The organism is Pseudogulbenkiania sp. AW2-16 (genome assembly GCF_056824575.1).
The window spans coordinates 2,743,348-2,766,307 of the sequence record NZ_CP157668.1 but is presented as its reverse complement, the minus strand read 5'-3'; the positions used below and the strand labels follow the sequence as shown (position 1 = coordinate 2,766,307).

Here is a 22,960-nt window from a genome sequence, read left to right as displayed (position 1 = left end):
GCCGGCTCAGGCGAGCAGGAAATCGAGCACGGCACGGTTGAAGTCGGCGGCGGCCTCGACGTTGGAGAGGTGGGAGGCGTCGAGGTCGACGCGGGCGGCGCCCGCCACGCGGCTGGCGATGAAGTCGGCGTCGAGCGGGGTGGTCACCGGGTCGAAGCGGCCGCCCACCGACAGCGTCGGCACCGGGATGGTGGCGATGACCTCGCGCAGGTCGGCGTCGGCCAGGGCGTCGCAGCAGCCGGCGTAGCCTTGCGGCGGCGAGTCGCGTAGCTGGCTGATCAGCCCGTCGACCACCGCCGGCCGGGCCGCGACGAAATCGGGGGTGAACCAGCGTCCGGCGGCGCCGGCGGCGACGTCGGCCATGCCCTGCTCACGCACCAGCGCGGCGCGCGCCTGCCAGCCCTCGGTGGTGCCGATGCGCGCGGCGGTGTTGCACACCACCAGCTTGCCCAGCCGCTCCGGGGCGTAAACGCCGAGCCATTGCCCGGTCAGGCCGCCCATCGAGATGCCGCAGAAATGCGCGCGCTCGATGCCGAGCCCGTCGAGCAGGGCGACCACGTCACGGCCCAGGCGCTCCAGGGTGTACGGTGCCGTGCCGACGTCGCTGCCGCCATGGCCGCGGCTGTCGTAACGCAGCACGCGGAAATGCTGGGCGAAGGCGTCGATCTGCGGCTGCCACATGTCGAGGGTGGTGCCGAGCGAGTTGGAGAAGACCAGCACCGGCGCGTCGGCCGGGCCGTCGAAACGGTAGTGGAAGCGGGTGTTGTCGATATCGAGGTAAGGCATTAGTGATCTCCGGCACGTTCGAGGACGCGTTGAATGAAAGCGTCGGCCACGCCGACGGCGTTGAGCGGGTCGAGCAGGCGGTCGAGGTCGGCCAGGCTCAGGTGCGCGAGGACGCGCTCGTTCTCCGCCAGCACCGCCTTGAGGTGACGGCCCTGCGCGCTCGCCTCGCGGCACTTGGCCTCGATCAGCTTGTGCGCTTCGAGCCGGCCGAGCGGTTCGCCCAGCGCCATCGTCACCGCCTCGGCCATGATCAGGCCGCCGGTCTTGTCGAGATTGGCACGCATGGTGTCGGCTCGCACTTCCATGCCCTCGACCAGTTCGGCGCTTACGACCAGCGCACCGGCCGAGAGCTGGATCAGCTCGGGCAGCACTTCCCATTCGGCGTGCCAGCCGCCGAGGCCACGCTCGTGTTCCTGCACCATCGCCGCGAACACGGCGCCGACCAGCGCCGGCACGCGCACGGCGGCGGACAGCACGATGGCCGAGCTGACCGGGTTGCGCTTGTGCGGCATCGTCGACGAACCACCGCGGCCGGCTCCGGCCGGCTCGAACGCTTCGGCCACGTCGGTCTGCATCAACAGCGACACGTCGCGCGCCAGCTTGCCCAGCACGCCGGTCAGCGAGCCGAACCACGCGGCCACTTCGGCGATGCGGTCGCGCTGGCCATGCCACGGCGTCGCGGGCAGCGTCAGCTCCAGTTCTTCGGCCAACCTTTGCGCCACCGCGAGGCCCGCATCGCCCAGCGACGCCAGCGTGCCGACGGCACCGCCGAACTGCACGGCCAGCACGCGCGGCTTGAGCTCGGCCAGGCGCTCGCGCTGGCGCAGCAGCGCGTCGAGGGTGCCGGCGAGCTTGAGGCCGAAGGTGGTGGGCAGCGCGTGCTGCATCCAGGTGCGCCCCACCATCACGGTGTGGCGGTGCTCGGCCACGCGCCGCGCCAGCGCCGCGATCAGCCGCTCCAGGTCGGCCTCGACCGCGACCAGCGCCTGCTTCAGCTGCAGCACGAAGCCGCTGTCGATGGCGTCCTGGCTGGTGGCGCCCCAGTGCACGAAGCGCGCCGCGGCCGCGTCATCGGCCTTCACCCGCGCCGTCAGGTGCTTGACCAGGGGAATCGCCAGATTGCCGGCGCGCGCGGCGTCGGCGGCGATGCCGTCCAGGTCCAGCCGCTCGGCGCGGCAAGCCGCTTCGATCGCCGGCACCGCGGCCGGCGGAATCACGCCGACCGCCGCTTCGGCACGCGCCAGCGCCGCCTCGAAGTCGAGCATGCCCTGCACCGTGGCGGCGTCGCTGAAAGCGGCCTGGCATGCGCTACCCCGGAACAAGGGGTCCAGGAGTTTCATTCTTGGCTTTCCTTGAAAAAGCCGACAGGCCCGACCGGTTTGGGCGAGCCTGTCGGCGTCGTTTCAACGGGTTTTCACCCGAAGCATCATACCCGTTCGATGATCAGCGCGATGCCCTGCCCCACGCCGATGCACATGGTGCACAGCGCGTAACGGCCGCCGGTACGGGCCAGCTGGTAGGCCGCCGTGGTCACCAGGCGCGCGCCGGAGGCGCCGAGCGGGTGGCCGATGGCGATGGCGCCGCCGTTCGGGTTGACGCGAGCGTCATCGTCGGCCGGGCCGTGGTCACGGGTCACGGCCAGGGCCTGGGCGGCGAAGGCTTCGTTCAGCTCGATCAGGTCGATCTGGTCCAGCGTCAGGCCGGCCTTGGCCAGCACCTTGCGGATGGCCGGGGCCGGGCCGAAGCCCATGATGCGCGGCGCCACGCCGGCGGTGGCCATAGCCACGATGCGCGCGCGCGGGGTCAGGCCGTAGCGGCCGGCGGCGGCTTCGTTGGCCAGCAGCAGCGCGCAGGCGCCGTCGTTGACGCCGGAGGCGTTGCCGGCGGTCACGGAACCGTCCGGACGCACCACACCCTTCAGCTTAGCCAGCGCTTCCGGCGTGGTGGCACGCGGATGCTCGTCCTTGGCGAACACGATCGGATCACCCTTCTTCTGGGCGATGGTGACCGGGATCAGCTCGTCGGCAAAGCGGCCGGCCTCGTGCGCAGCGCTGTAGCGCTGCTGGCTGCGCAGCGCGAAGGCGTCCTGGTCGGCGCGGCTGACGGCGAAATCGACCGCCACGTTCTCGGCGGTTTCCGGCATTGAATCGACGCCGTACTGCGCCTTCATCAGCGGGTTGACGAAGCGCCAGCCGATGGTGGTGTCCTCGATCTTCATGTTGCGCGAGAACGCGGTGTCGGCCTTGCCCATCACGTACGGGGCGCGGCTCATGCTCTCGACGCCGCCCGCGATCATCAGGCTGGTCTCGCCGCTCTTGATGGCGCGCGCGGCGATGCCGATGGCGTCCAGGCTGGAGCCGCACAGACGGTTGACGGTGCTGCCCGGCACGTCTTGCGGCAGGCCGGCCAGCAGCGACGACATGCGCGCCACGTTGCGGTTGTCTTCGCCGGCCTGGTTGGCGCAGCCGTAGATCACATCGTCGATGGCGCCCCAGTCGACGTTAGGGTTGCGCTCGATCAGGGCCTTGATCGGCAAGGCGCCGAGGTCGTCGGCGCGCACCGAGGACAGGGTGCCGCCGTAGCGGCCGAACGGGGTGCGGATGGCGTCGCAGATGTAGGCGTTTTCCATGGTGGTCCTTATGCGGCGGCGGCTAGCGAGGCCATCTTGAGGGGAACCGGGACGATGCGCTGCAGCTCGTCGAAGCTGTTGCCTTCGACCAGTTCACGCACCACCAGGCCATCCGGAGTGACGTCGATGACGGCCACGTCGGTGTAGATGCGGTCGACGCAGCCCACGCCGGTCAGCGGATAGCTGCACGCCTCGACCAGCTTGCTCTCGCCGGTTTTGGTGAGCAGATCCATCATCACGAACACCTGCTTGGCGCCGACCGCCGGGTCCATTGCGCCGCCGACCGCCGGGATCGCGCCCGGTGCCCCGGTGTGCCAGTTGGCCAGGTCGCCGCTGGCCGACACCTGGAAGGCGCCCAGCACGCAGATGTCGAGGTGGCCGCCGCGCATCATCGCGAACGAGTCGCCGTGGTGGAAGAAGCTGCCGCCTTCGAGCAGCGTCACCGGCTCCTTGCCGGCATTGATCAGTTCCGGGTCCTCTTCGCCCGGTTCGGGCGCTTCGCCCATGCCGAGCAAGCCGTTTTCGCTGTGCAGGAAGATTTCGCGCTCTTTCGGCAGGTAGTTGGCCACCTTGGTCGGCAGACCGATGCCGAGGTTGACGTAGGAGCCTTCGGGGATGTCGCGGGCAACGCGCTCGGCCATCTGGTCGCGGGTGAGTTTGTTCATGTCGCTACTCCTTTACGCCGCTTGCGCCACGGCGTTGCCGATGGCGACGACGCGCTGCACGAAAATGCCCGGGGTCACGATGACTTCGGGGTCCAGGGCGCCTAAGGGCACGATTTCGGACACCTGCGCGATGGTGACGCCAGCCGCCGTCGCCATGATCGGGCCGAAGTTGCGCGCCGCCTTGCGGTAGATCAGGTTGCCCCAGCGGTCGCCCTTCAGCGCCTTGATCAGCGCGAAGTCGGCCTTGATCGGGTATTCCAGCACGTAGTGCTTGCCGTCGATCTCGCGCGTTTCCTTGCCTTCGGCCAACAGCGTGCCGTAGCCGGTCGGGGTGAAGATGGCGCCAAGACCGGCACCGGCGGCCTGGATGCGCGCGGCCAGGTTGCCCTGCGGCACCAGTTCCAGCTCGATCTCGCCGGCGCGGTAGAGCGCGTCGAACACGTGCGAATCCGCCTGGCGCGGGAACGAGCAGATGATCTTCTTGACGCGGCGGGCCTGCAACAGCGCGGCCAGCCCGATGTCACCGTTGCCGGCGTTGTTGTTGACGATGGTGAGGTCTTTCGCGCCCTGCGCGATCAGCGCGTCGATCAGCTCGGCCGGCTGCCCCGCCGTGCCGAAGCCGCCGATCATCACGGTGGCACCGTCGAAGATGCCGGCCACCGCCTCCTCAAGGGAGGCAACGGTCTTGTCGATCATGGTCTCGCTCCCGTCCCACCCTTCTATAAGAGGGCGGGATCCTTTGCTCGGGTTGATGAACATGCCCGGCCAGACGGCGCCAATCACGAAACGGGCGCTGACCGAACATTGCGTCTATTAATGAACACAATTTAGGGTTCACCACTCTCAGCGTCAAGGGCGATTATCGAAGTATAGTGCGACTATCGCACAAACTTTTCTGGCCATCGCTCGCCCCGAATGGCGCCAAAGGCAATGCGCCTGGGCCTTGTGGCGCTCGCCCCTCCCCGCTGTGAGGCAAAAACGCCATGCTCGCGGACCACGAACAAAGCTATAGCAATTGTCCGAATACAGAACATATAATCGACTATCGAACAAAACTCCACCTCGGCGAAGGCGGAGACTATCCTGAGAATCTGTTCACGATCTGTCGCGAGCAGCCCTCAGCGGGGTGACGCGCAGCGCAGGAACCGGAATGGACATGGAGTCCATGAGGATTTCCGATCGCTGAGCCAATCGAAGATTGGCACGCAGAGCACATGAGCCCCGATCGGGGATGCGCAGCAAGATCGGGAACTGGTTCAGAGAAATACGCTCATTTCTTGTGAGGACCGACCATGCAGCATTCCATTGCCACGGTGTCGCTGAGCGGCACGCTGCCGGAGAAGCTCGAGGCGATCGCCGCCGCCGGGTTCGACGGCGTGGAGATTTTCGAGAACGACCTGCTGTACTTCGAGGGCTCGCCGCGTGACGCCAAGCGCCTCTGCGACGACCTCGGGCTCAAGATCATGCTGTTCCAGCCGTTCCGCGACTTCGAGGGCGGCCGGCGCGACAAGCTGCAGCACAACCTCGACCGCGCCGAGCGCAAGTTCGACCTGATGCAGGAACTCGGCACCGACCGCATTCTGGTATGCAGCAGCGTGCAGCCCGACGTGATCCGTGACGACGCCGTGATTGCCGACGACCTGCACCAGTTGGCCGAACGCGCCGCCAAGCGCGGCATCCTGGTCGGCTACGAGGCGCTGGCCTGGGGGCGTTACGTCAACTCCTACCGCCACGTGTGGGACATCGTGAAGGCGGTCGACCACCCCAACCTCGGCATCATCCTCGACAGCTTCCACACCCTGTCGATCAAGGACGACCTGTCGCGGCTGGCCGAAATTCCCGGCGACAAGATCGTGTTCCTGCAGATGGCCGACGCCCCGGTGCTGGCGATGGACGTCATGGAATGGAGCCGCCACTTCCGCTGCTTCCCCGGCCAGGGGGAATTCGACCTGCCGGCCTTCCTCGCCCCGATCCTGCAAAGCGGCTACTCCGGCCCGCTGTCGCTGGAAATCTTCAACGACGGTTTCCGCGCCGCGCCGACCCGCATCACCGCGGCCGACGGCCTGCGCTCGCTGCTATACCTGGAAGAAACCACGCGCCAGGCACTGCAGGCATCTTCGGCCAACCTCGAGAGCGCGAAAAGCGCCGAGGCGCTGTTCGCCCCGCCCGCACCGTCCCGCTTCGACGGCGTGGAGTTCCTCGAATTCGCCGTCGACGACGACGCCGCGCGCCGCCTCGCCAAGTGGTTCCAGAAGCTCGGCTTCGCCCACGCCGCGCGCCACAAATCGAAGAACGTCGACCTCTACCGCCACGGCAGCGTCAACCTGATTCTCAACGCCGAGCCGGACTCGTTCGCCCACGCCTTCTTCGTCGCCCACGGCCCCTCATTGTGCGCGGCGGCGTTCCGCGTCGACGACAGCCGCGCCGCGCTGGAGCGCGCCAAGCTGTACCGCGCCCGCCCGTTCGAAAGCCGCGTCGGCCCCAACGAGCGCCAGATTCCGGCGGTGCGCGCCCCGGACGGCAGCCTGCAATACCTGGTGGACAAGGGCCTGGACGGCCGCTCGATCTACGACAGCGACTTCGATCCGCTGCCGGGCGGCGTTGCCGCCGCGGCGCGCGCCACGCTGTCGGCCATCGATCACTTCGCGCTCGGCCTGCCGGCCGAAACGCTGGATACCTGGTCGCTGTATTTCCGCGCCGTGTACGGCTTCGAAGCCGAGCACGAGTGGGTGCTGCCCGATCCGTACGGTCTGGTGAAGAGCCGCGTGCTGCGCAGCGCCGACCGCACCATCCGCATCCCGCTCAACATCTCGGAAAACCGCAACACCGCCATCGCCCGCTCGGTGTCGACCTACCGCGGTTCAGGCCTGCAGCACGTCGCCTTCGCCGCCGACGACATCTTCGCGGCGGTAGCGGCGGCGCGCGAAGCCGGCCTGCCGCTCTTGGAAATTCCGCGCAACTACTACGACGACCTGGCCGCGCGCTTCGACCTCGAGCCGGAATTCATCGAACGGATCGCCGCCGCCAACGTGCTGTACGACCGCGACCCGGAGGGCGGCGAGCTCTTGCACGTCTACACCGAACCGTTCGAGGAACGCTTCTTCTTCGAGATCATCGAACGGCGCGGCGGCTACCAGCAGTACGGCGCGGCCAATGTGGCGGTACGGCTTGCTGCCCTGGCGCAGACGCGTGCCCGAGCCGGTCAGCGCGGTGCGAGCTGGGCCGACTGAGCCCGCTCCAGCCCTGCCTGAGCAGAAAACCGGAGGACGCGGGCCCGCATCAGCCGCCCCTCCGGCCCCAAGGAAAGCAGCATCGCCCCCTCACCGGGGGGCGCCATGACCAAACACCAGCGTGTTCATGAATAAACCAACAATGGAGGAATGACTCGATGATTAGCGGCAAAACCACCCTGATCGCCCACCTCGGCTACCCGACCGAAGCCTTCAAGGCGCCGATGATTTACAACCCGTGGTTCGAAAAACAAGGCATCGACGCCGTGGTGGTGCCGATGGGCGTCAAGCCGGACGACTACGCGGTCTTTCTCAAATCGCTGTTCCGGCTGAGCAATATCCGCGGCGCACTGGTGACCATGCCGCACAAGATCACCACGCTCGATCTGGTCGACGACGCCACCCCGACCGCCAGGATCGCCGGCGCCTGCAACGCCATCCTGCTGCGCCCGGACGGCACCCTGCTGGGCGACCAGTTCGACGGCGCCGGTTTCGTACGCGGCGTCGAGCGCAAGGGCCGCCGCCTCGCCGGCACCCGCGTGCTCGTGTCCGGCTGCGGCGGCGTCGGCTCGGCCATCGCCGCGTCGCTGGCGGCCGCCGGCGTGGCGGAACTGGCCCTGTTCGACACCCGCGACGCCCAGGCTATGGCTCTGGCGGGGCGCCTCGCCGAGCACTACCCGCAGCTCGTCATCCACACCGGCTCCAACGACCCGGCCGGTTACGACGTGGTGGTCAACGCCACCCCGGTGGGCATGAACGACGACGATCCGCTGCCGTTCGACGTCGCACGCATCGCCCCGAGCACCTTCGTCGGCGAGGTGGTGATGAAGTCGGAATACACCCCGCTGCTGCGCGCCGCGCTGGAAAAGGGTTGCCAAGTGCAGGTCGGCACCGACATGCTGTTCGAGATGATTCCCGCCTACCTGGAGTTCTTCGGCTTCGGCACCGCCACCCCGGACGAACTGCGCGCGGTATCGCAGATCAAGTATTGAACGAGGACGAACGATGAAAAAAATTCTGGTACTGAACGGCCCCAACCTGAACCTGCTGGGGACACGCGAGCCGGCCCAGTACGGCCACACCACGCTGGCCGACGTCGAGGCGATGTGCAAGGAAACCGGCGAGCGCCTGGGCTACGAGGTGGAATGCTTCCAGAGCAACTGGGAAGGCGCCCTGCTCGACAAGATCCACGAAGCCGGCCGGGCGTTTCGTGACGGCACCCTGCTCGGCGTCGTCATCAACCCCGGCGCGCTGACGCACACCTCGATCGCGCTGCACGACGCCATCAAGGGCGTGGGCGACCTGCCGGTGATCGAAATCCACATCTCCAACGTGCACGCCCGCGAGTCCTTCCGCCACCACTCCTACGTCTCGCCGGCCGCCGCCGGCATCGTGGTCGGCTTCGGCGTCACCGGCTACACCTTGGCGATGGAAGGGCTGGTGCGCAAACTCCAGGGCTGAGAGCCACTGACAACCCCCTCCTGGCGTTGTTGCGCGGCCTAGCCAAGACCGTTGCACAGGGGTTGTTCGCGGCACCAAGCCGGCGGCCCGGCGCCAGTCTCCACTACAAGCCATGACAGCGATGATGCGTTGTCATGGCTTTCGTGCCGTTTCACCCGCTTCCGTCATGCTCCCACTGGCGTTCACTCACGCGCCAGCCACGCCCCTCGATGGCCAGCGCCCCGATATAGCCCGGCGCCGGCTGGAGCGTGTACAGCGACCACGGCCTTTCCGGAGCGATCTCGCCGGAAGCGCCGTCGAGGCCTGCCGGCCCCTCACCCGGATCGGTCGTCAGGGGAACCGAAAAACCATCCAGCTGCCCGGCAAGGCCGTTGCCGCAGGCTTTCAGGTACGCCTCCTTCTTGGTCCAGCACGCGAGAAAGGCATCGGCGCAAAGCGGCTCCGGCAGCGCACTCAACTGGTCGGCCTCGGCCGCCGAGAAGAAATAGCGCGCGATGTCCGCGTAATCGGCTTGCCCCCGGAGGCGTTCAAGATCGATGCCGAGCCCGGCGTCGGCGGCGATGGCGACGAGGGCCAGATCGCCCGAGTGGGACAGATTGAACGCGAGCCGGCCGTCGAATTCAGGGCTGAGGCGAGGTTTACCGAAGGCGTTGTACACATAGCGTACGCGGTCGGCCGGGGTCTGAAGATAGTTCCCCAGGAGCGCGCGCAGCACGCCATGCGCGGCGACAAACCGCCGTCGATCGCGCTCGAAGCGAAACCGTGCGCTGCGTCGGCATTCGTCGTCTGAGAGCGTCGCCTGGAGGCGCGCCGACGTTTCCGGGGAAACGTCCAGACTGGCGCGCCAGACATGCACTTCGTGGGAGGGCAGTTGAAACATGACGGACTCCCGCCTGTGACGGAGCGCTACAACTGCTCCAGCATGAGCTGAGCGATCTCCACGCCGATCCGGGCCTGGGCCTCGCGCGTCGAAGCGCCCAAGTGCGGCGTGCAGATGACATGGGGATGGCGGGCGAGCCGCAGGTCGCTGGGGGGTTCCCCGGCGAACACATCGAGCGCGGCCCCGCGCACCTTGCCCGAGTCGAGGGCGGCGAGGAGCGCCTCCTCGTCCACCAAGCCGCCACGCGCGCAGTTGACCAGCAGTACACCGTCCTTCATGCGCGCGATCTCCTTCTTCCCGATCACGGCGCGCCCCGCCTTGCCCGGCGGGGTGTGAATCGAAACGAAGTCGGCACACGCAAGGAGCGCCTCGAGCGAGAGCAGCTCAAGACCCTCGAAGCGCCCCACGGGCTCGGCGGCCTTGTCGGCCCCGACAACGACCATGCCGAGCGCGGCGGCACAACGCCCCAGGGCTCCCCCGATCCGGCCCACGCCGATGATGCCGAGCGTCTTGCCCGCCAATTCGATCCCGTCCGAGAACTCTTTCTTCGGCCAACGTCCCGACTTCACCGCGGCATCGGCCTGCGGGATGCGCCGCGCCAGGGCGAGAAGCATGCCCAGGGCCAGCTCGGCCACCGAGCCGGTCGAGGCCTTGGGCGTGTTCAGTACGGCGATACCCTGGGACTCCGCCGCGGCAAGGTCGATGTTGTCGGTGCCGACACCGGCGCGGACGATCAGCCGCAACCGCTGGGCCGCCGCGAGCTGCTGCGCGCCGATCCGGGTGGCGGAGCGCACGACGACGGCGTCGTAATCGCCGATCAGTTCCTCAAGCATCGCGGGCGAGAGGCCGATCCACTCGTCCACCAGCAGCCCGCCTTCGCGCATCCGCTCGACGGCCACGGCAGGGATCGGGTCACAGACCAGGACACGGGCATGCTCCACCGGGAGAACGGCTTCCGTTTCCGACTGGCGGCTCGGTCTCTGCTCGACATCCCAGAACACCGGCTCGTCCGGCAACACCGTCTCGAATTTTCCTGCTGACATTTGCAAGCTCCTTTACTGTGTGGCGGTCTTCGTCAATCGCCGGCCACCTCGATGGTCGGCGAGCAGTCGGCCACGTTCAGCGCGTCGGCCATGCCGACCAGCACCTCGCGCGGCCCCTCGAAGCGTTCCCTGGCGTGCGCGGTGCGGATGTTGTCCACCAGCATCAGGTCGCCGGACTGCCAGGCGTCGCGCACGGTGTGGGCGGTATAGACCTCGTTGATCGTTTGCACGATGTCCGGGCCGATCGGGTCGCCGTTGCCGAAACGCGTATTGAACGGCAGCCCGTCCTCGCCGTAGACGTCCACGAGGTATTCGCGCACCTCCGGGTCTATCGTCCACTCGTTGAGGAAGGCGATCTGGTTGAACCAGCAGCGCTGGCCGGTACGCGGATGGCGCACCGCGGCGCTGCGGCGCTGCCAGGTGCGCAAGGCGCCGTCGGGCTGCCACTCGAAGCGGATCGCCTGCGCACGGCAGTAGCTCTCGACGGCCAGGCGCTCGTCGCTGCCGAAGGCTTCGGCGATCGACGCCCCGATCTCGTCGTTGTAGTTGCGGACCAACAGCCACCCCAGCCGCTCGAAGTGGTCGACCAGATCCGCCGGTAGCGCTCGCCCTATCACCGTCTCGTCGGCCAACGGCGTCGCGCCCTCCTCGGTGGGCGCGGTGAGACAGGCGAACAACATGAGGGAGGGAAATTCGAGCGCATAGCTGAGTTCGTGGTGCATGCACATGGGCTGGCTGGGCGGCCACTTCGACGAGGAATAGAGCCCATCGGCGTAGCGCTGCCGGGTGGCGAACGCCTCCCGCTCGATCATCGGGCGGCCCAGTTGCCGGAACACGACGCCCACCTCCTCCACGTCGCGCAAGCCGAGGCCGCGCACCAGCAGCGCGCCGTGTTCGACGACGGCGGCACGCAGCTCGTCGCGATGCTCGGCGACCCAACGACGTGCGTCTGCGCTGGCGTCCGCCTGCAGCAACGGCGGCTTACCGGATCGCACCTCCACATCGAGCGATGAGGTCGGCACGGAAGACGATGCGGTTGCAAAGAGTGATGACATTTCGGATTACCTCCTTTACTGACTGATGCGGTGGTAGCGGAAGGGCTGCCCTTCTGGCGCAGCCAGCCGCCGCTACGCGGACCGCGCGTCCACCAGGCCGGCCAGATCGGCGAGCACCGGGTGATCCGCCAGGTCCTTCACCGACAACGCGCGGTTCAACTTGATCGCCAGCCTCAGTGCCGACAGCGAGGTGCCGCCGAGTTCGAAGAAGTGAGCCCCCCGGCCCACCTGCTCCGGCGAGATACCGAGGATCTCGGCCCATGCGGCCGCCAGCCGTTGCTCGGTCGGCGTGCTGGCGCGCTCGCCATCGGCTTTGGCCATGCCGAGCTCGCCGGCGAGAGCCGTCAAGGCCTTCCGGTCGATCTTGCCGTTGCCCGTCAAGGGCAGCGTTCTTTGCCAATGGAACGCCGACGGCACCATGTACGTGGGCAGCGACTCGCCAAGCTGCTTTTGCAGCGCCTCGGCGTCGAGCTGCCGCTCGCCGGAATAAAAAGCCACCAGGTGCTTGCTGCGGTCTGCCCGCTCGGCGACGACGACCGCGCCGTCCCGCACCCCCGGCAAGCGCAACAGCGTGTTCTCGATCTCGCCCAGCTCGATCCGGAAGCCGCTGATCTTGACCTGCGCATCGCGGCGGCCGAGGAACTCCAGCTTGCCTTCGGGCAGCCAGCGGCCGAAATCGCCGCTGCGGTACAACCGCTGCCCCGGGCGGTTCGGGTCGGCCATGAAGGCGCGTTGCGTGCGCTCCGGATCGTTGACGTAGCCGCGCCCGACGCAGACCCCGGAGAACACGATCTCGCCCGGTGCGCCGAGCGGCACCGGCGACAGCTGCTCGTCGACGACGTAGACATGCGCATTGTTGACGGGGCGGCCGAGCGGAACGCGCTCGCGGCTGGGCACACGGTCCATCACCTCGTGATTGGTGTCGTCGGAGGTCTCGGTCAGGCCGTAAACGTTCACCAGCCGGATACCGGGCTGGGCCGCGAACCAGCGTTGCGTCAGCTCCTTCTTCAGCGCCTCGCCGGTGACCGCCACGCAGCGCAGGTCCGGCAGCGCGCGCGGGTGCTGCTTCAGCTCGCTCAGGACGACGTCGAGATAGGACGGCACCACCTGCAGCACGTTGACCCTGGCCTCGACGATCTTGTCGACAAAACGCCCGGCGTCCAGGATCACGTCCTGCTCCACCAGCAGCGTCCGCCCGCCGACCAGCAGCGCGGACACCAGCTGCCACAGCGAAATATCGAAGCATTGCGGCGCCGTCTGGGCGACCACCGTTCCGGCGCCAATGTTCAGGTCGTCGATCTTGGCGAACAGGTGGTTGAGCATGCCGGCGTGCTCGCACATCGCCCCCTTGGGTTCGCCGGTCGAGCCGGAGGTGAAGTAGATGTAGGCAAGCTGACCGGGCGTGACCTCGACCCCGACATCGCCGTCGGGAAAACCCGCCGCCCAGGCCGCATCGATGAACAGTCTCTCGATGCCCTCGGGGATTCCGGCTGGGGCATCGAGCGCCTGATCCAGCATCCCGGTGCTGCCACGCTCGGTCAGCACCAGCCGGCAATCGGCCCGGCTGAGCGTGCGCGCGATGCGGTCGGCGGGGAAATGCGGCTCGATGGGCAGGTAGGCGCCACCGGCCTTGAAGATGGCGAGCACCGCGCTCAGCCAGTCCAGGTTGCGCTCGGTCACCACGGCGACCACGCCTTCACGGCCCAGGCCGTGCGCCAACAGCATCCGCGCCAGCTGGTTGGCGCGGGCATTGAGCTGGCCATAGGTAAGCTGCCCGTCGCCGTGCACGGCCGCCACGGCATCCGGGTGCGCCCGCGCCTGTTCTTCGAACAGCTCGTGGGCCCGGCGCTCCGGCAGCGTGCGCTGCGGCCCGGCGAGGCCATCGAGCTGGAAACGCCACTCCTCGGGGGAGAGCAGACTCTGTCGTGCCGGCTCGGCATCGGGATCGGCCGCCAGCGCCGCCAGCGCGGCGAGGTGATAGCCGGCGATTCTGGCGGCGCACTCGCCGTCGATGACATCCGTCCGGTAACGCAGCCGCAGCGCGAGCCCCTCGCCTTTCACCAGGGCGAGACGGAGCACGATACCGTCGCCCAGCGCGGCACCGCGCGCCCGGGTGGTATCGAACACGGTTTCGAACAGGGGCTCGGTGAGGCCGAGTTCCCGTCTCAGCGCCTCGACCGGAAAATTCCGGTGCAACAGCAGCGCCGACTCCACCCGCGCGGTTTCCAGCAGCACCTGCCGCCACGAGCGGGGCCCGATCGACATCGGGAGCGGCAACGGCGGGCCGCCCGGCACGGCGTAGCCGGCGGTCACCTCGCTCTCCCCGCACAGCGCGCCGAGCACCTTGGCGTGCGCGGTCAACAGCACCGAACTGAGCGGTACCGCCAGCTTATCCACCAGCCGGTACAGTGCCGTCACGAGTTCATCGGGAATCGCCGCTTCCACTTCCCCGACGCCGGGTACCGGATCTAGGGTCCAGCGCGGCAGCGCGGCGAAGCCGCCGGCGAGGAGGACATCGTGCCAGAACGCCCGGCTGTGCTCGGCCGTGGCGCCGTCTTTTCGTAATGCGATAGGGTTCATCTCAGATCTCCCTGGCCGGGTTCCCGCCCCACTGAGCGTTGGCGGGCACCGTCTCCCCCTTCATCAGGAAGGAGTCCGCAGCGAGTGCCGAACCGTCGCCCATCGTCACACCGTAGTGCACGAAGGCGCCCACCCCGAGCGTGCAACCAGCGCCGAGCGCGGTATGGCCGGACTTGTAGGTCCCGTCTTCCTGCGAGTCGCACTGGATCTTGCTGCGGTGATTGAGAACGCATTCGTCCCCGATGGTGGTCAGGGTCGGCTCGGAAATATGGGTACCGTCATCGAATACCCGCTTGCCCAAGCTCACCCCGATCAACCGCCACAGCACACTCTTGAAGGGCGTGCCGTCGAAGATGTGGAGGAAGTTGATCGGGTGCAGCTTCCAGTTGCGCTCGACCCACCAGAAACCCGGGTCGTAGATGGAGCAGATGGCCGGTGGTGGCGGGCCGAGCGCTTCGAAGCCGCGCTCCACCAGGGCGTAGTAAACCGCGGCGACAACCGCGCTCAGCGCGAAGAGCGCCGCCATGAGCGCATGGGCGAACACGTCGTAGAAAACCCGGACGGCGGCCACGTCGATGAGCACGATCAGGAAGACCCCCACCCACCGTGTGAGCAGGAAAATACCGATCGTCCGCAGGTTGAAGCGGTTCTTGGCAGCCAGTGCCGCGACGCATCGCCTCACCCGTCCGCAGATGATCGAATCGGCTGTCGCGCTCGACCGAGCGCGGAATCTCGAAGGGCGGCGAACCCAGCAGGCCCACCCCCTCGCGCACCTTGCCGTCGAGCGGCACCATCACCTTGATCGCGAGCAGGCAGTTGTCGGCCGTCCGCGCCCCTGGCGGGTAGGTCACGTAGTTGCCCACGAAGTTGCGCGACCCGATCGCCGTCCGGGACACCTTGAACGAGGTGCTGGAGATTTCGTCGTTGATCAGGTACAGGCCGTCGGAGACCATCGTTCCGCTGCCCACGGTGGTGAGCAAGGGGTTCGTGGTGATCACCTCGCTGCCGAAATTCGACCCGGTCTGCACCACGGGAGACAGGCGATAGCCGATCCACTCCAGGAAGTGGACGATGTACGAACTGTCGCCGAACAGCACCGGGAAGAACCTCAGCCTGCCCAAGCCCGCGATGGCGCGATGCATGGCGTAGCGGAAGCCGTAGAGCGGGTAGACCGTGTCCGGCTTGAGGAACAGGTTCAAGACACGCGGCAGGGTGCCGAGGGCCAGCAGACCGACCAGCAGCATGCCGAAGAAGAAGACGGCCGAGAACACCAGCGCCTCGGTCAGCAGCCCCCGCGCCGTCAACACCCCGCCGCTCGTTTTCAGGGCCGGGTCCAGCATCTCGACCAGCGACGACACCTGCAGGAACAGCAGGCCGAGGCCCCACTCCAGGAGCGGCGCCCACACAAAGAGGACGATGATCAAGGTCAAAGCGGCATACGCGGCTCGACGCAGCCTGCCGCACGGCGCCGGTGCCACTCTCACATAGTTGGTATCGGTGCGCTGTGCCGGTGAGCCGTGCCAGCGCTCGCCGGCCGGCACCGACTGGCCGCGGTGCAAGGCGGAGGTATGACCGAGCTGTGCCCCATCGCCCATGGCCGTGTCGATGTCGAGCACGGACATTTCACCGACAAACGCGTCCCGGCCCAGCGTCACCGGCCCGGTCTCGAGCCGGCCGGCCTGCGCCCGGTAGCAGAGAAACATCGCATCCCGGCGGATCACGGTTCCGGCGCCGATCGTGAGCAGGTCGGTGCACACCGGAATGTGCCGCGACAGGATCACGACCCCCGGCCCGATTTTCGCCCCCAACGCCCTCAGATAGAAATTGTACAAGGGCGAACCGACGCATAAATAGACGCCGGGGTTCGACCAGATCAGGGCCTTGACCACCCAGAAGCGGACATAGCCCAAGCTCCAGAGCCGGATCTGCTGCGGCTTCCAGCGGCCGATCAGCAGCCACTTCACCGCGATCGGCAGCACGCTCACGGCGAAGAAAACCACGCTGCCGAACAGGGCCAGGCGCAGCACCTTCTCGACGCCCATGGCATCGGCCACCAGCCACTGATAGCCCGCAATGGCGGCAATGACGCCAAGGTAGGAATACCCGAGGTAGAACAACGCTTGCAGCACACCGCACACGACATACTCGCGCGCGCTGGTCGGCGTCGCCGGCGCCAACGCTGCCGCCGGCGGCTTGCCGGTGACGGGAGCCGCGTCCGCCAGCGCCGCGGCCAGGCTTCTGATCGTCGGGTGCGCGTAGATATCCTTCATCGATACCGACGGCAGGTCGCCGCGCTTTCTCAGTCGCGCGCAGAAATGGGCCATCACCAACGAATCGGCCCCCAACTCCTTGAAAAAGTGACTATCGGCTGGCACATGGTCGATATCCATGACCCCGGCCAGTACCTCGGCGAGGATGCTTTCTGTACGTATGGCGGTGCCGCCGTGCTGATCCGCCATCGTCGTTGCGGCCCTCATCGCACGACCTCGTAGAAGAAGTCGGACAGACGCAGGTCTTGGCCGGCGGCGACCGCCTGGTCGTACACCCACTTACCGACCGCCAGGTCGAGTATCCCCATGCCGAAGGGCGAGAAGATGATCGGGCGGCGGCGATCGACCGAGCACGTCCCGAGCATGACTTCGGCCAACGTACCGGTCACGAAATCGCGGTTGCCCGTCTGTTGCAGGGCAAGATGAGGGGAGGTGTTGGCCTTCATGACGTGCTCGACATCGTCGACCACGTTCTGTGCACCCAGCAGTATCCCCGGCGCGAGATCGCGCAGGGAGATATGCAACACCAGCGGGTTGTGCTCGAACAGGGCCGAATCGGTGATGTGGGGCGTCGCGGCGACGGTGGCGAACACGATCAGATCACAGGCCCTGATCAGCCCCTCCACATCGGGAGCCACCGTCACCCGGCGGTGCCGCTCGGGGTGGCACGCCGTCTTGATGAATTTCTCGCTCTCGAGCGGCGAGCGATCGTACAGCCGCACCTCCTCGATCTCCCACCCGGTATCGACCAGGAACTCATAGACGTAACGGGCGATGAACCCGTTGCCCACGATGCCCAGCGAGCGCGCGCGGCGCGATTGCCCGTTCAGCCAGAACGCGGCCAAGGTGGCCGACGCGGCCGTGCGCGAGGCCGAGATGATCGAACTCTCGAGAATGGCGAAGGGATAGCCGGTGTCGTAGCGATTGAGCACGAGCACCGCCGAGGCGCGCGGGAAACCACGCTGGACGTTACCGGGAAAGCTCGCGATCCACTTCAACCCAGCCACATCGAAGCCGCCCCCGAGATAGGCCGGCAGCGCGATGATGCGGCAATCCGGCTTCTCGGGGAAACGCAGAAAGTAACTGTCCGGGTTGACGGAATGCCCGCCGGCATGCGCGAGGTAGGCGTTCTGGACGATCTCGACACAGACGTCGCGCTGGGCGCGGATGATGTCGGAAACGGTCTTGCCGTTGATGATAGACAGCTGGAATTCCATGACATTCTCCTCTACTCCAGCCTGGCCGCCCACACGGGGTCGTATACCGTGTCGAGGTAGGGCGTGCCGCGGTCGGCGCACAGGAACAACACGGTAGGCCGCCCGGATTCCGTCATCTTCGGTGCCTGCCGCTTCACCGCCGCGAACGCCGTCCCGCTCGACCCGCCGACGAACAGCCCATGAGTCGTGAGAAGTTCCTGGCACGCTGCGACGGTTTCGCGCTCGGGAATCAAGACCACCTCGTCAACCTCCGCCTCCGCCAGCAAGGGGGGACGATGCTCGACCCGATGCCGGGAATATGGCGTTTGTGAGGCTCTCCGCCAAAGATGACGGAGCCTTCGCTGTCGACGCCGACGATCTGGACCTTCGGGAAATGCTCCTTGAGGCGACGCGATACACCGGCGATGGTGCCCGCCGTACTGACGGCGACGAAGACATAATCGAGCGAATCGAAATCGGCGCAGATCTCGCCCGCCGTGAGTTCGTAGTGCGCCTCCAGGGCGTCCGGGTTGCCGTACTGGTTGGTCCAGTAGGCATCCGGAATCGTGGCACACAGGTGCTTCACCATCTGCAGGCGGGTCTTGAGGAATCCGCCGGTGTCGTCACGTTCCTCGACCTTCACCACCGTCGGGCACAAGCGCCGCAGGAAAGACTCGTAGAGGCCCGAGATGTTGGGGTCGATCACCGGAATGAATTCAAGGCCGACCAGGTGGGTGAAGGTGGCGAGCGCGTTGGCGAAGTTACCGGACGAGGACTCGATCACCGTCGTCGCTTCGTTGATCTGCCCGCGCTCGGCGGCTCGTTTGAGTATCCAGTAAGCGGAGCGGTCCTTGATGCTCCCGATCGGGTTGACATACTCGAGCTTGGCGAAAAGATTCATCCCGGCCACATCCAATCGCACATTGGGGGTGGGTCGCAGGGTCTTTCCGAGCATGTTGAGGCGGGAGACAAGATGGGACGCGGGCTGCCGGCCTCCCGCCGGGGGCTTGTCCAATTCTGCATCCCTACTCCGCGCGACTACCTCGTTGGCTGACAAACGCATGATCTGACTCCTATGGCAAGACCGATCAGGAGTGCTGTAAGCGTCGGCGCAGGAGCCGAAGTGAATACGCGGACACGAGTATAGAAGACGCAGCTTTCCCCCGAGCTGTGAAGACCTGTCTTCTACGCTCTTGAGTGTCCGCTAAGTAATTGATGCTGCGATGGAACGCCTCGAACATCGAGGAACCATGCGCTTATTTGAACGGGCTTTCGGCCCCCACCGTTGCACATACAGACGGTAACGTCTCCATTGAGCGGTGCGATACGGTGAACTTACCTAAGTGCGACCGAGACCGGCAAGGCAAGTTCCCATACTCTTCCGAGTATTCGACCCTCCATGCCCGGGCCGCGCCGCCCCGTCGCGTGCAAACGGGCCATCGCCGTGCTGGCGATGGCCCGTTGTCTTTGCATGCCTCAGTTCGCGAAGGGAGTCGTCAACTCCGCCTCGCCCGTATCCACCACGAACACCGCGAGGAGCTTGGCTGGCTGCGTCTCGCTGGCATTGGCGCTGACGGCGTGACGGTCGCCGGGCATCTCGGCGAAGTTCTGCCCGGCCTTGTAGACCGTCACCGGCCCATCGTTCACTTGGCTCTTGATCGCCCCCTCCAGCACCGTCGCATAGATGAAGGCGGACTTGGCATGCGTGTGACCAGGCGAGTAGCCACCCGGGCCGTATTCAACGAGCACACCCTTGATGCTCTTGCCGGGAGCATTCGGCAACTCGTGCTGGTAGACGAGGGTCACCTTGGCGTTCTTCGCCTTGGGCGCCTCCGCAAGGGCGCTGCCGAACGGTAGGGTGGCAACCAGCAGCGAACAGAGAATGCGTTTCATGGAACCTCCTGGCGGGACGACTTGCCCTGTTATGCCGGCATCTTGCGGAACGCGATGGCAAAACGGTTCCAGCCGTTGATGGCCACGATCAGCAGCGTCAGATCGGCGATCTCGGCGTCGGTGAAGTACGGCTTGACCGCCTGCCAGGTCGCATCCGGCACGTGGTCCTGCGCCACCAGCGTCAACGACTCGGTCCACTCCAGCGCGGCGCGTTCGCGGTCGGTGAAGAACGACGTTTCGCGCCACGCCGACAAGGTGGCGAGACGGCGCTCGCTCTCGCCGTTCTTGCGCGCGTCGGTCACATGCATGTCCAGGCAGAAGGCGCAGCCGTTGATCTGCGAGGCGCGCAGGCGCACCAGTTCGAGCAGCGATTTTTCCAGACCGGACGTGCTGACCTGCTCTTCGAGGCCCAGCATCGCCTTGAGAGCCCCCGGGCTGGCTTTGTAGAAATCGAGACGTTGTTCCATGGCTCACTCCTTTACGTTCACGTTGCGTCCTGAAACCAGGACTATGAGCGTAAGCTTAGGCCGTACCGTGGAGTGTAAAAATAACCAGTTTTGGGAAATTTGAGGTAACCAGTGCGATGGACATCCAGGTAACGATTCAAGGCAGCCATGACCTGGCCGGGCAGATCTACCGGCAGCTGCGCGAGGCCATCCTCGCCGGCCGTCTCGCCGCCGGCGAGCGCCTGCCCTCGACGCGCGACCTGGCGGCGCAGCTCGGCGTATCGCGCAAGACCACGCTCGACGTGTTCGAACGGCTGGGCTCAGAAGGCTTCCTCCAAACCCGTCCCGGCGACGGCACCTTCATCGCCGGGAGCCTGACACGCCTGCCGCCCAAGCCGCCGCAACAGCCCGCCGCCCGCGCCACCGCCGCCCCGCTGTGGGACCAGCTTCCCCCAGGCCTGGCCCTGCCCAGACCCGGCACCACCCTGCCCTTCGACTTCATGGGCGGCGTCATCGACAAGACGCCGTTCCCCTTCGACACCTGGCGGCGCTGCATCAACCACGCCCTGCGCATACAAGCGCGGGAGCGCGGCGCCTACCGCGACCCGGCCGGCGAACAGGAACTGCGCCTCGCCATATCGCGCTACCTCGCCTTCAACCGCGCCGTTACCAGCTCCTGGCAAGAGGTCATCGTCACCCAGGGCGCACAGCAGGCGCTGGACCTGATGGCGCGCGTGGTGCTTGAACCGGGCGACGTGGTGGCGGTGGAAGACCCCGGCTATCCACCCGCCCGCGCCTGCTTTACGGCACAAGGGGGCAAGGTGGTGCCGGTGCCGGTCGATGCGGAGGGAATCATCGTCGAGCAACTGCCAACAAACGCCCGCATGGTCTACGTCACCCCCTCGCACCAGTTCCCGCTCGGCATGCCGATGAGCCTGGAGCGCCGCATCGCGCTGTTGGAATGGGCGCAGCGCTCCGGCGCGGTCATCATCGAAGACGATTACGACGGCGAGTACCGTTTCGAAGGGCGGCCGATGGACCCCCTCAAGAGCCTGGACCGGGCCGGACTGGTGGCCTACGTCGGCACCTTCTCCAAAACCATCTTTCCCGACCTGCGCATGGGCTACGTCGTCCCACCTTCCTCGCTGCAGGCGGCGCTGCTCAAGGCCAAGCAGATCGGCGACTGGCACGGCTGCACCCTGACCCAGACGGCGCTGGCAAGCTTCATGCTGAACGGAGACTTCGCCAAACACCTGCGGCGCATGCACAAGCACTACACCGAACGCCGCCAGGCCCTACTCGCCCATCTCAAGGGCGAACTCAGCCCATGGCTCGACCCCATCGTCCCCGCCGCCGGCATCCACCTGATCGCCCGGCTCAGGCAGGGGCGGCAAGAAAGCGACGTGATCGCCGCTGCCAGAAGCGAGTCCATCGGACTGTATGGGATTTCAGCCTTCTATGCCGGTGAGCCCTTACAGCAAGGGCTACTGTTCGGCTACGGCGGCATCGATGCCGACTCAATTAACATAGCGCTGGGGCGGCTGGCGGGCCTGATGCAGGGGCTGGCGCGGGGATAAACCCAATAAGCAAAGAGGTAAAACCTAGTGCGGCAAGCACCAAAATTAATCAAACATCGCTTTGTAGTGAGTTCGCTTCGGCGAGCCTAAGTGAACAATCTTCGACTGAGGTAACCAGCTTGCACAGCTTTATACGGAAGGTCCGGTTGGCCGAGGGGTTGAATCTTAGCTCCACCACTCGAAACCATTTGCTTGCAAATATTTAAGAAACTCCGCGGCCTTCGCCTTTGCTTCCTCAACGTTATCAACGTTAATCACCACAATTTCGACTTCTTCAAATTCGTTGCATGCAAGGCGTATTTCATTGTGGCTCATTGGGTACATCCACAATGGCTCTTTGCCACCAGCAAGCTCTGGGATTGATTCGAGCAGCTCAAGCTTATGAGCATTAACCTGGCGTCGGAAATCTAATTCCTCCCAAATGTATGCCTTGAATGGATAGGTCTCTGATGCGACAGCCAACCAGTCTCGTAGATTCGCTGACACTGTCGATGTAACGATTATTAGAAGCGAGTCGATCTTGTGCTCAAGCGCCGCATCAAGCAATTCCTTTAGCTCAGACTTGGATAGAGAGAATTTTGTATATCGCTTACACTGGATCATCCATCGTTCGTGGCGTTGTACACCTGGAACGGGCGCATCTAGCCTTTCAGCGATGATGTCTCGCCCTTTGTCGCCCCCCGCCTCACCGTACCACTTGATGTTGGTGAAACCAGTCTTCTGAAGAACGGCAGCACAGAGCTTTTCAAACAAAGCTGGGGAGACTTGCTTCCAATCGGTAATCATGAGACTCCCTACTGTCAAGAGCCATGGCCCTTTGCGTCTCTAACGGTTTTCAGCTTAGGCTCCCTGAAGAATTAATCTTTTCGTTTGGATTTGATTTGGTTGAATGTTATCAATGTCTGGCAGAATGCGACAACATCACCCATTGAACGAATAGAGTGGAGGGCAGGCCCCCATTCCTCTGGAGCCCCCTCAAAGTGGTGAACTTGTAGCCATCCCTCTTCTGCTGCACGAGGGTGAGTAGAATCCTTTATTTGAAACGCAATGCCGTGCTTGGTTCTGTCAAAGTAAACGTAAATGGCGGAGTCGGCGTATGAGCCTTCAGTCTCATACCCATATTCGTCTCCAATTTCTAAAATAAGGCGTTTTGCCAATTTTTTATTCATATCAAATCCTTGTTTTTGACGGCCATTTAGCGGACAGCCTTTGCGGGTGGTCCATTGTTGGCGGGCTTAAATATAACCAC

22 protein-coding genes are annotated in these 22,960 nt (G+C 65.7%); 4 read left to right on the top strand and 18 right to left on the bottom strand.

The genetic code is table 11. The features are described 5' to 3' along the window. Positions 1–6: 6 nt before the first annotated feature. The 5 genes from pcaD to ABKF58_RS13535 all read right to left on the bottom strand — a co-directional run bounded on the left by pcaD (position 7) and on the right by ABKF58_RS13535 (position 4,776). Positions 7–786: a 3-oxoadipate enol-lactonase gene (gene pcaD, locus ABKF58_RS13555; protein ID WP_482581236.1), complete on the bottom strand. Its 780-nt coding sequence runs from the start codon at positions 784–786 to the stop codon at positions 7–9. Further along, the gene (locus ABKF58_RS13550; RefSeq protein ID WP_482581234.1) at positions 786–2,126 is read right to left on the bottom strand and encodes a 3-carboxy-cis,cis-muconate cycloisomerase; all 1,341 of its coding nucleotides are present in this window, start codon (positions 2,124–2,126) and stop codon (positions 786–788) included. The genes pcaD and ABKF58_RS13550 overlap by 1 nt, the downstream gene beginning before the upstream one ends. Before the next feature lie 86 nt (positions 2,127–2,212). Next, positions 2,213–3,415 carry a 3-oxoadipyl-CoA thiolase gene (gene pcaF, locus ABKF58_RS13545; protein WP_482581233.1) on the bottom strand — a complete coding sequence of 401 codons (1,203 nt, stop codon included), beginning with the start codon at positions 3,413–3,415 and terminating at the stop codon, positions 2,213–2,215. Positions 3,416–3,423: 8 nt separating this feature from the next. Next, positions 3,424–4,080, bottom strand: coding sequence for a 3-oxoacid CoA-transferase subunit B (locus ABKF58_RS13540; protein WP_482581231.1), 657 nt, complete (start codon positions 4,078–4,080; stop codon positions 3,424–3,426). 12 nt (positions 4,081–4,092) lie between these two features. Beyond that, the gene (locus ABKF58_RS13535; RefSeq protein WP_294863631.1) at positions 4,093–4,776 is read right to left on the bottom strand and encodes a 3-oxoacid CoA-transferase subunit A; all 684 of its coding nucleotides are present in this window, start codon (positions 4,774–4,776) and stop codon (positions 4,093–4,095) included. 596 nt (positions 4,777–5,372) lie between these two features. Between ABKF58_RS13535 and ABKF58_RS13530 the strand changes: the two genes are divergently transcribed. The 3 genes from ABKF58_RS13530 (at position 5,373) to aroQ (ending at position 8,771) form a co-directional block, all read left to right on the top strand. Beyond that, the gene (locus ABKF58_RS13530; protein WP_482581229.1) at positions 5,373–7,310 is read left to right on the top strand and encodes a bifunctional sugar phosphate isomerase/epimerase/4-hydroxyphenylpyruvate dioxygenase family protein; all 1,938 of its coding nucleotides are present in this window, start codon (positions 5,373–5,375) and stop codon (positions 7,308–7,310) included. Positions 7,311–7,468: 158 nt separating this feature from the next. Beyond that, positions 7,469–8,302, top strand: coding sequence for a shikimate dehydrogenase family protein (locus ABKF58_RS13525; protein ID WP_482581227.1), 834 nt, complete (start codon positions 7,469–7,471; stop codon positions 8,300–8,302). A 13-nt stretch (positions 8,303–8,315) separates the two neighbouring features. Next, positions 8,316–8,771, top strand: coding sequence for a type II 3-dehydroquinate dehydratase (aroQ, locus tag ABKF58_RS13520; RefSeq protein ID WP_482581225.1), 456 nt, complete (start codon positions 8,316–8,318; stop codon positions 8,769–8,771). Between the two features lie 151 nt (positions 8,772–8,922). Here the strand turns inward: aroQ and ABKF58_RS13515 are convergent, their stop codons facing one another. From ABKF58_RS13515 to ABKF58_RS13465, 11 genes are all read right to left on the bottom strand, one after another. Further along, positions 8,923–9,651 carry a 4'-phosphopantetheinyl transferase family protein gene (locus tag ABKF58_RS13515; RefSeq protein WP_482581223.1) on the bottom strand — a complete coding sequence of 243 codons (729 nt, stop codon included), beginning with the start codon at positions 9,649–9,651 and terminating at the stop codon, positions 8,923–8,925. A gap of 26 nt (positions 9,652–9,677) precedes the next feature. Continuing rightward, positions 9,678–10,694 carry an NAD(P)-dependent oxidoreductase gene (locus ABKF58_RS13510; RefSeq protein ID WP_482581221.1) on the bottom strand — a complete coding sequence of 339 codons (1,017 nt, stop codon included), beginning with the start codon at positions 10,692–10,694 and terminating at the stop codon, positions 9,678–9,680. Between the two features lie 32 nt (positions 10,695–10,726). Next, positions 10,727–11,749, bottom strand: a complete 1,023-nt coding sequence (locus tag ABKF58_RS13505) for a TauD/TfdA family dioxygenase (RefSeq protein WP_482581219.1) — start codon at positions 11,747–11,749, stop codon at positions 10,727–10,729. A gap of 72 nt (positions 11,750–11,821) precedes the next feature. Further along, a complete protein-coding gene (locus ABKF58_RS13500) occupies positions 11,822–14,329 on the bottom strand; it encodes a non-ribosomal peptide synthetase (RefSeq protein WP_482581217.1) in 2,508 nt (835 codons plus the stop codon). A gap of 1 nt (position 14,330) precedes the next feature. Then, a complete protein-coding gene (locus ABKF58_RS13495) occupies positions 14,331–14,630 on the bottom strand; it encodes a hypothetical protein (protein ID WP_482581216.1) in 300 nt (99 codons plus the stop codon). After that, positions 14,608–16,788, bottom strand: a complete 2,181-nt coding sequence (locus tag ABKF58_RS13490; protein WP_482581214.1) for a Pls/PosA family non-ribosomal peptide synthetase — start codon at positions 16,786–16,788, stop codon at positions 14,608–14,610. Before ABKF58_RS13490 ends, ABKF58_RS13495 begins: the two co-directional genes overlap by 23 nt. 14 nt (positions 16,789–16,802) lie before the next feature. Further along, a complete protein-coding gene (sbnB, locus tag ABKF58_RS13485) occupies positions 16,803–17,816 on the bottom strand; it encodes a 2,3-diaminopropionate biosynthesis protein SbnB (RefSeq protein WP_482581212.1) in 1,014 nt (337 codons plus the stop codon). 11 nt (positions 17,817–17,827) lie between these two features. After that, complete coding sequence (locus tag ABKF58_RS13480) at positions 17,828–18,049, bottom strand: hypothetical protein (protein WP_482581210.1); 222 nt, start codon at positions 18,047–18,049, stop codon at positions 17,828–17,830. Further along, positions 18,046–18,810, bottom strand: coding sequence for a pyridoxal-phosphate dependent enzyme (locus tag ABKF58_RS13475; protein ID WP_482581208.1), 765 nt, complete (start codon positions 18,808–18,810; stop codon positions 18,046–18,048). Before ABKF58_RS13475 ends, ABKF58_RS13480 begins: the two co-directional genes overlap by 4 nt. Before the next feature lie 461 nt (positions 18,811–19,271). Continuing rightward, positions 19,272–19,688, bottom strand: a complete 417-nt coding sequence (locus ABKF58_RS13470) for a cupin domain-containing protein (RefSeq protein WP_482581207.1) — start codon at positions 19,686–19,688, stop codon at positions 19,272–19,274. A 29-nt stretch (positions 19,689–19,717) separates the two neighbouring features. Next, positions 19,718–20,155 (bottom strand): carboxymuconolactone decarboxylase family protein, encoded by a 438-nt coding sequence (locus tag ABKF58_RS13465; RefSeq protein WP_482581205.1) that lies wholly within the window; start codon positions 20,153–20,155, stop codon positions 19,718–19,720. Positions 20,156–20,271: 116 nt separating this feature from the next. Between ABKF58_RS13465 and pdxR the strand changes: the two genes are divergently transcribed. Then, the gene (gene pdxR, locus ABKF58_RS13460; protein ID WP_482581203.1) at positions 20,272–21,711 is read left to right on the top strand and encodes a MocR-like pyridoxine biosynthesis transcription factor PdxR; all 1,440 of its coding nucleotides are present in this window, start codon (positions 20,272–20,274) and stop codon (positions 21,709–21,711) included. A gap of 165 nt (positions 21,712–21,876) precedes the next feature. On the opposite strand, the gene ABKF58_RS13455 is transcribed toward pdxR, so the two are convergent. Then, on the bottom strand, positions 21,877–22,497 hold the full coding sequence (locus tag ABKF58_RS13455; RefSeq protein WP_482581202.1) for a restriction endonuclease: 621 nt from the start codon (positions 22,495–22,497) through the stop codon (positions 21,877–21,879). Between the two features lie 71 nt (positions 22,498–22,568). Further along, entirely contained in the window at positions 22,569–22,880 is a 312-nt protein-coding gene (locus tag ABKF58_RS13450; RefSeq protein WP_482581201.1) for a hypothetical protein, read from the bottom strand. Positions 22,881–22,960: the final 80 nt, after the last annotated feature.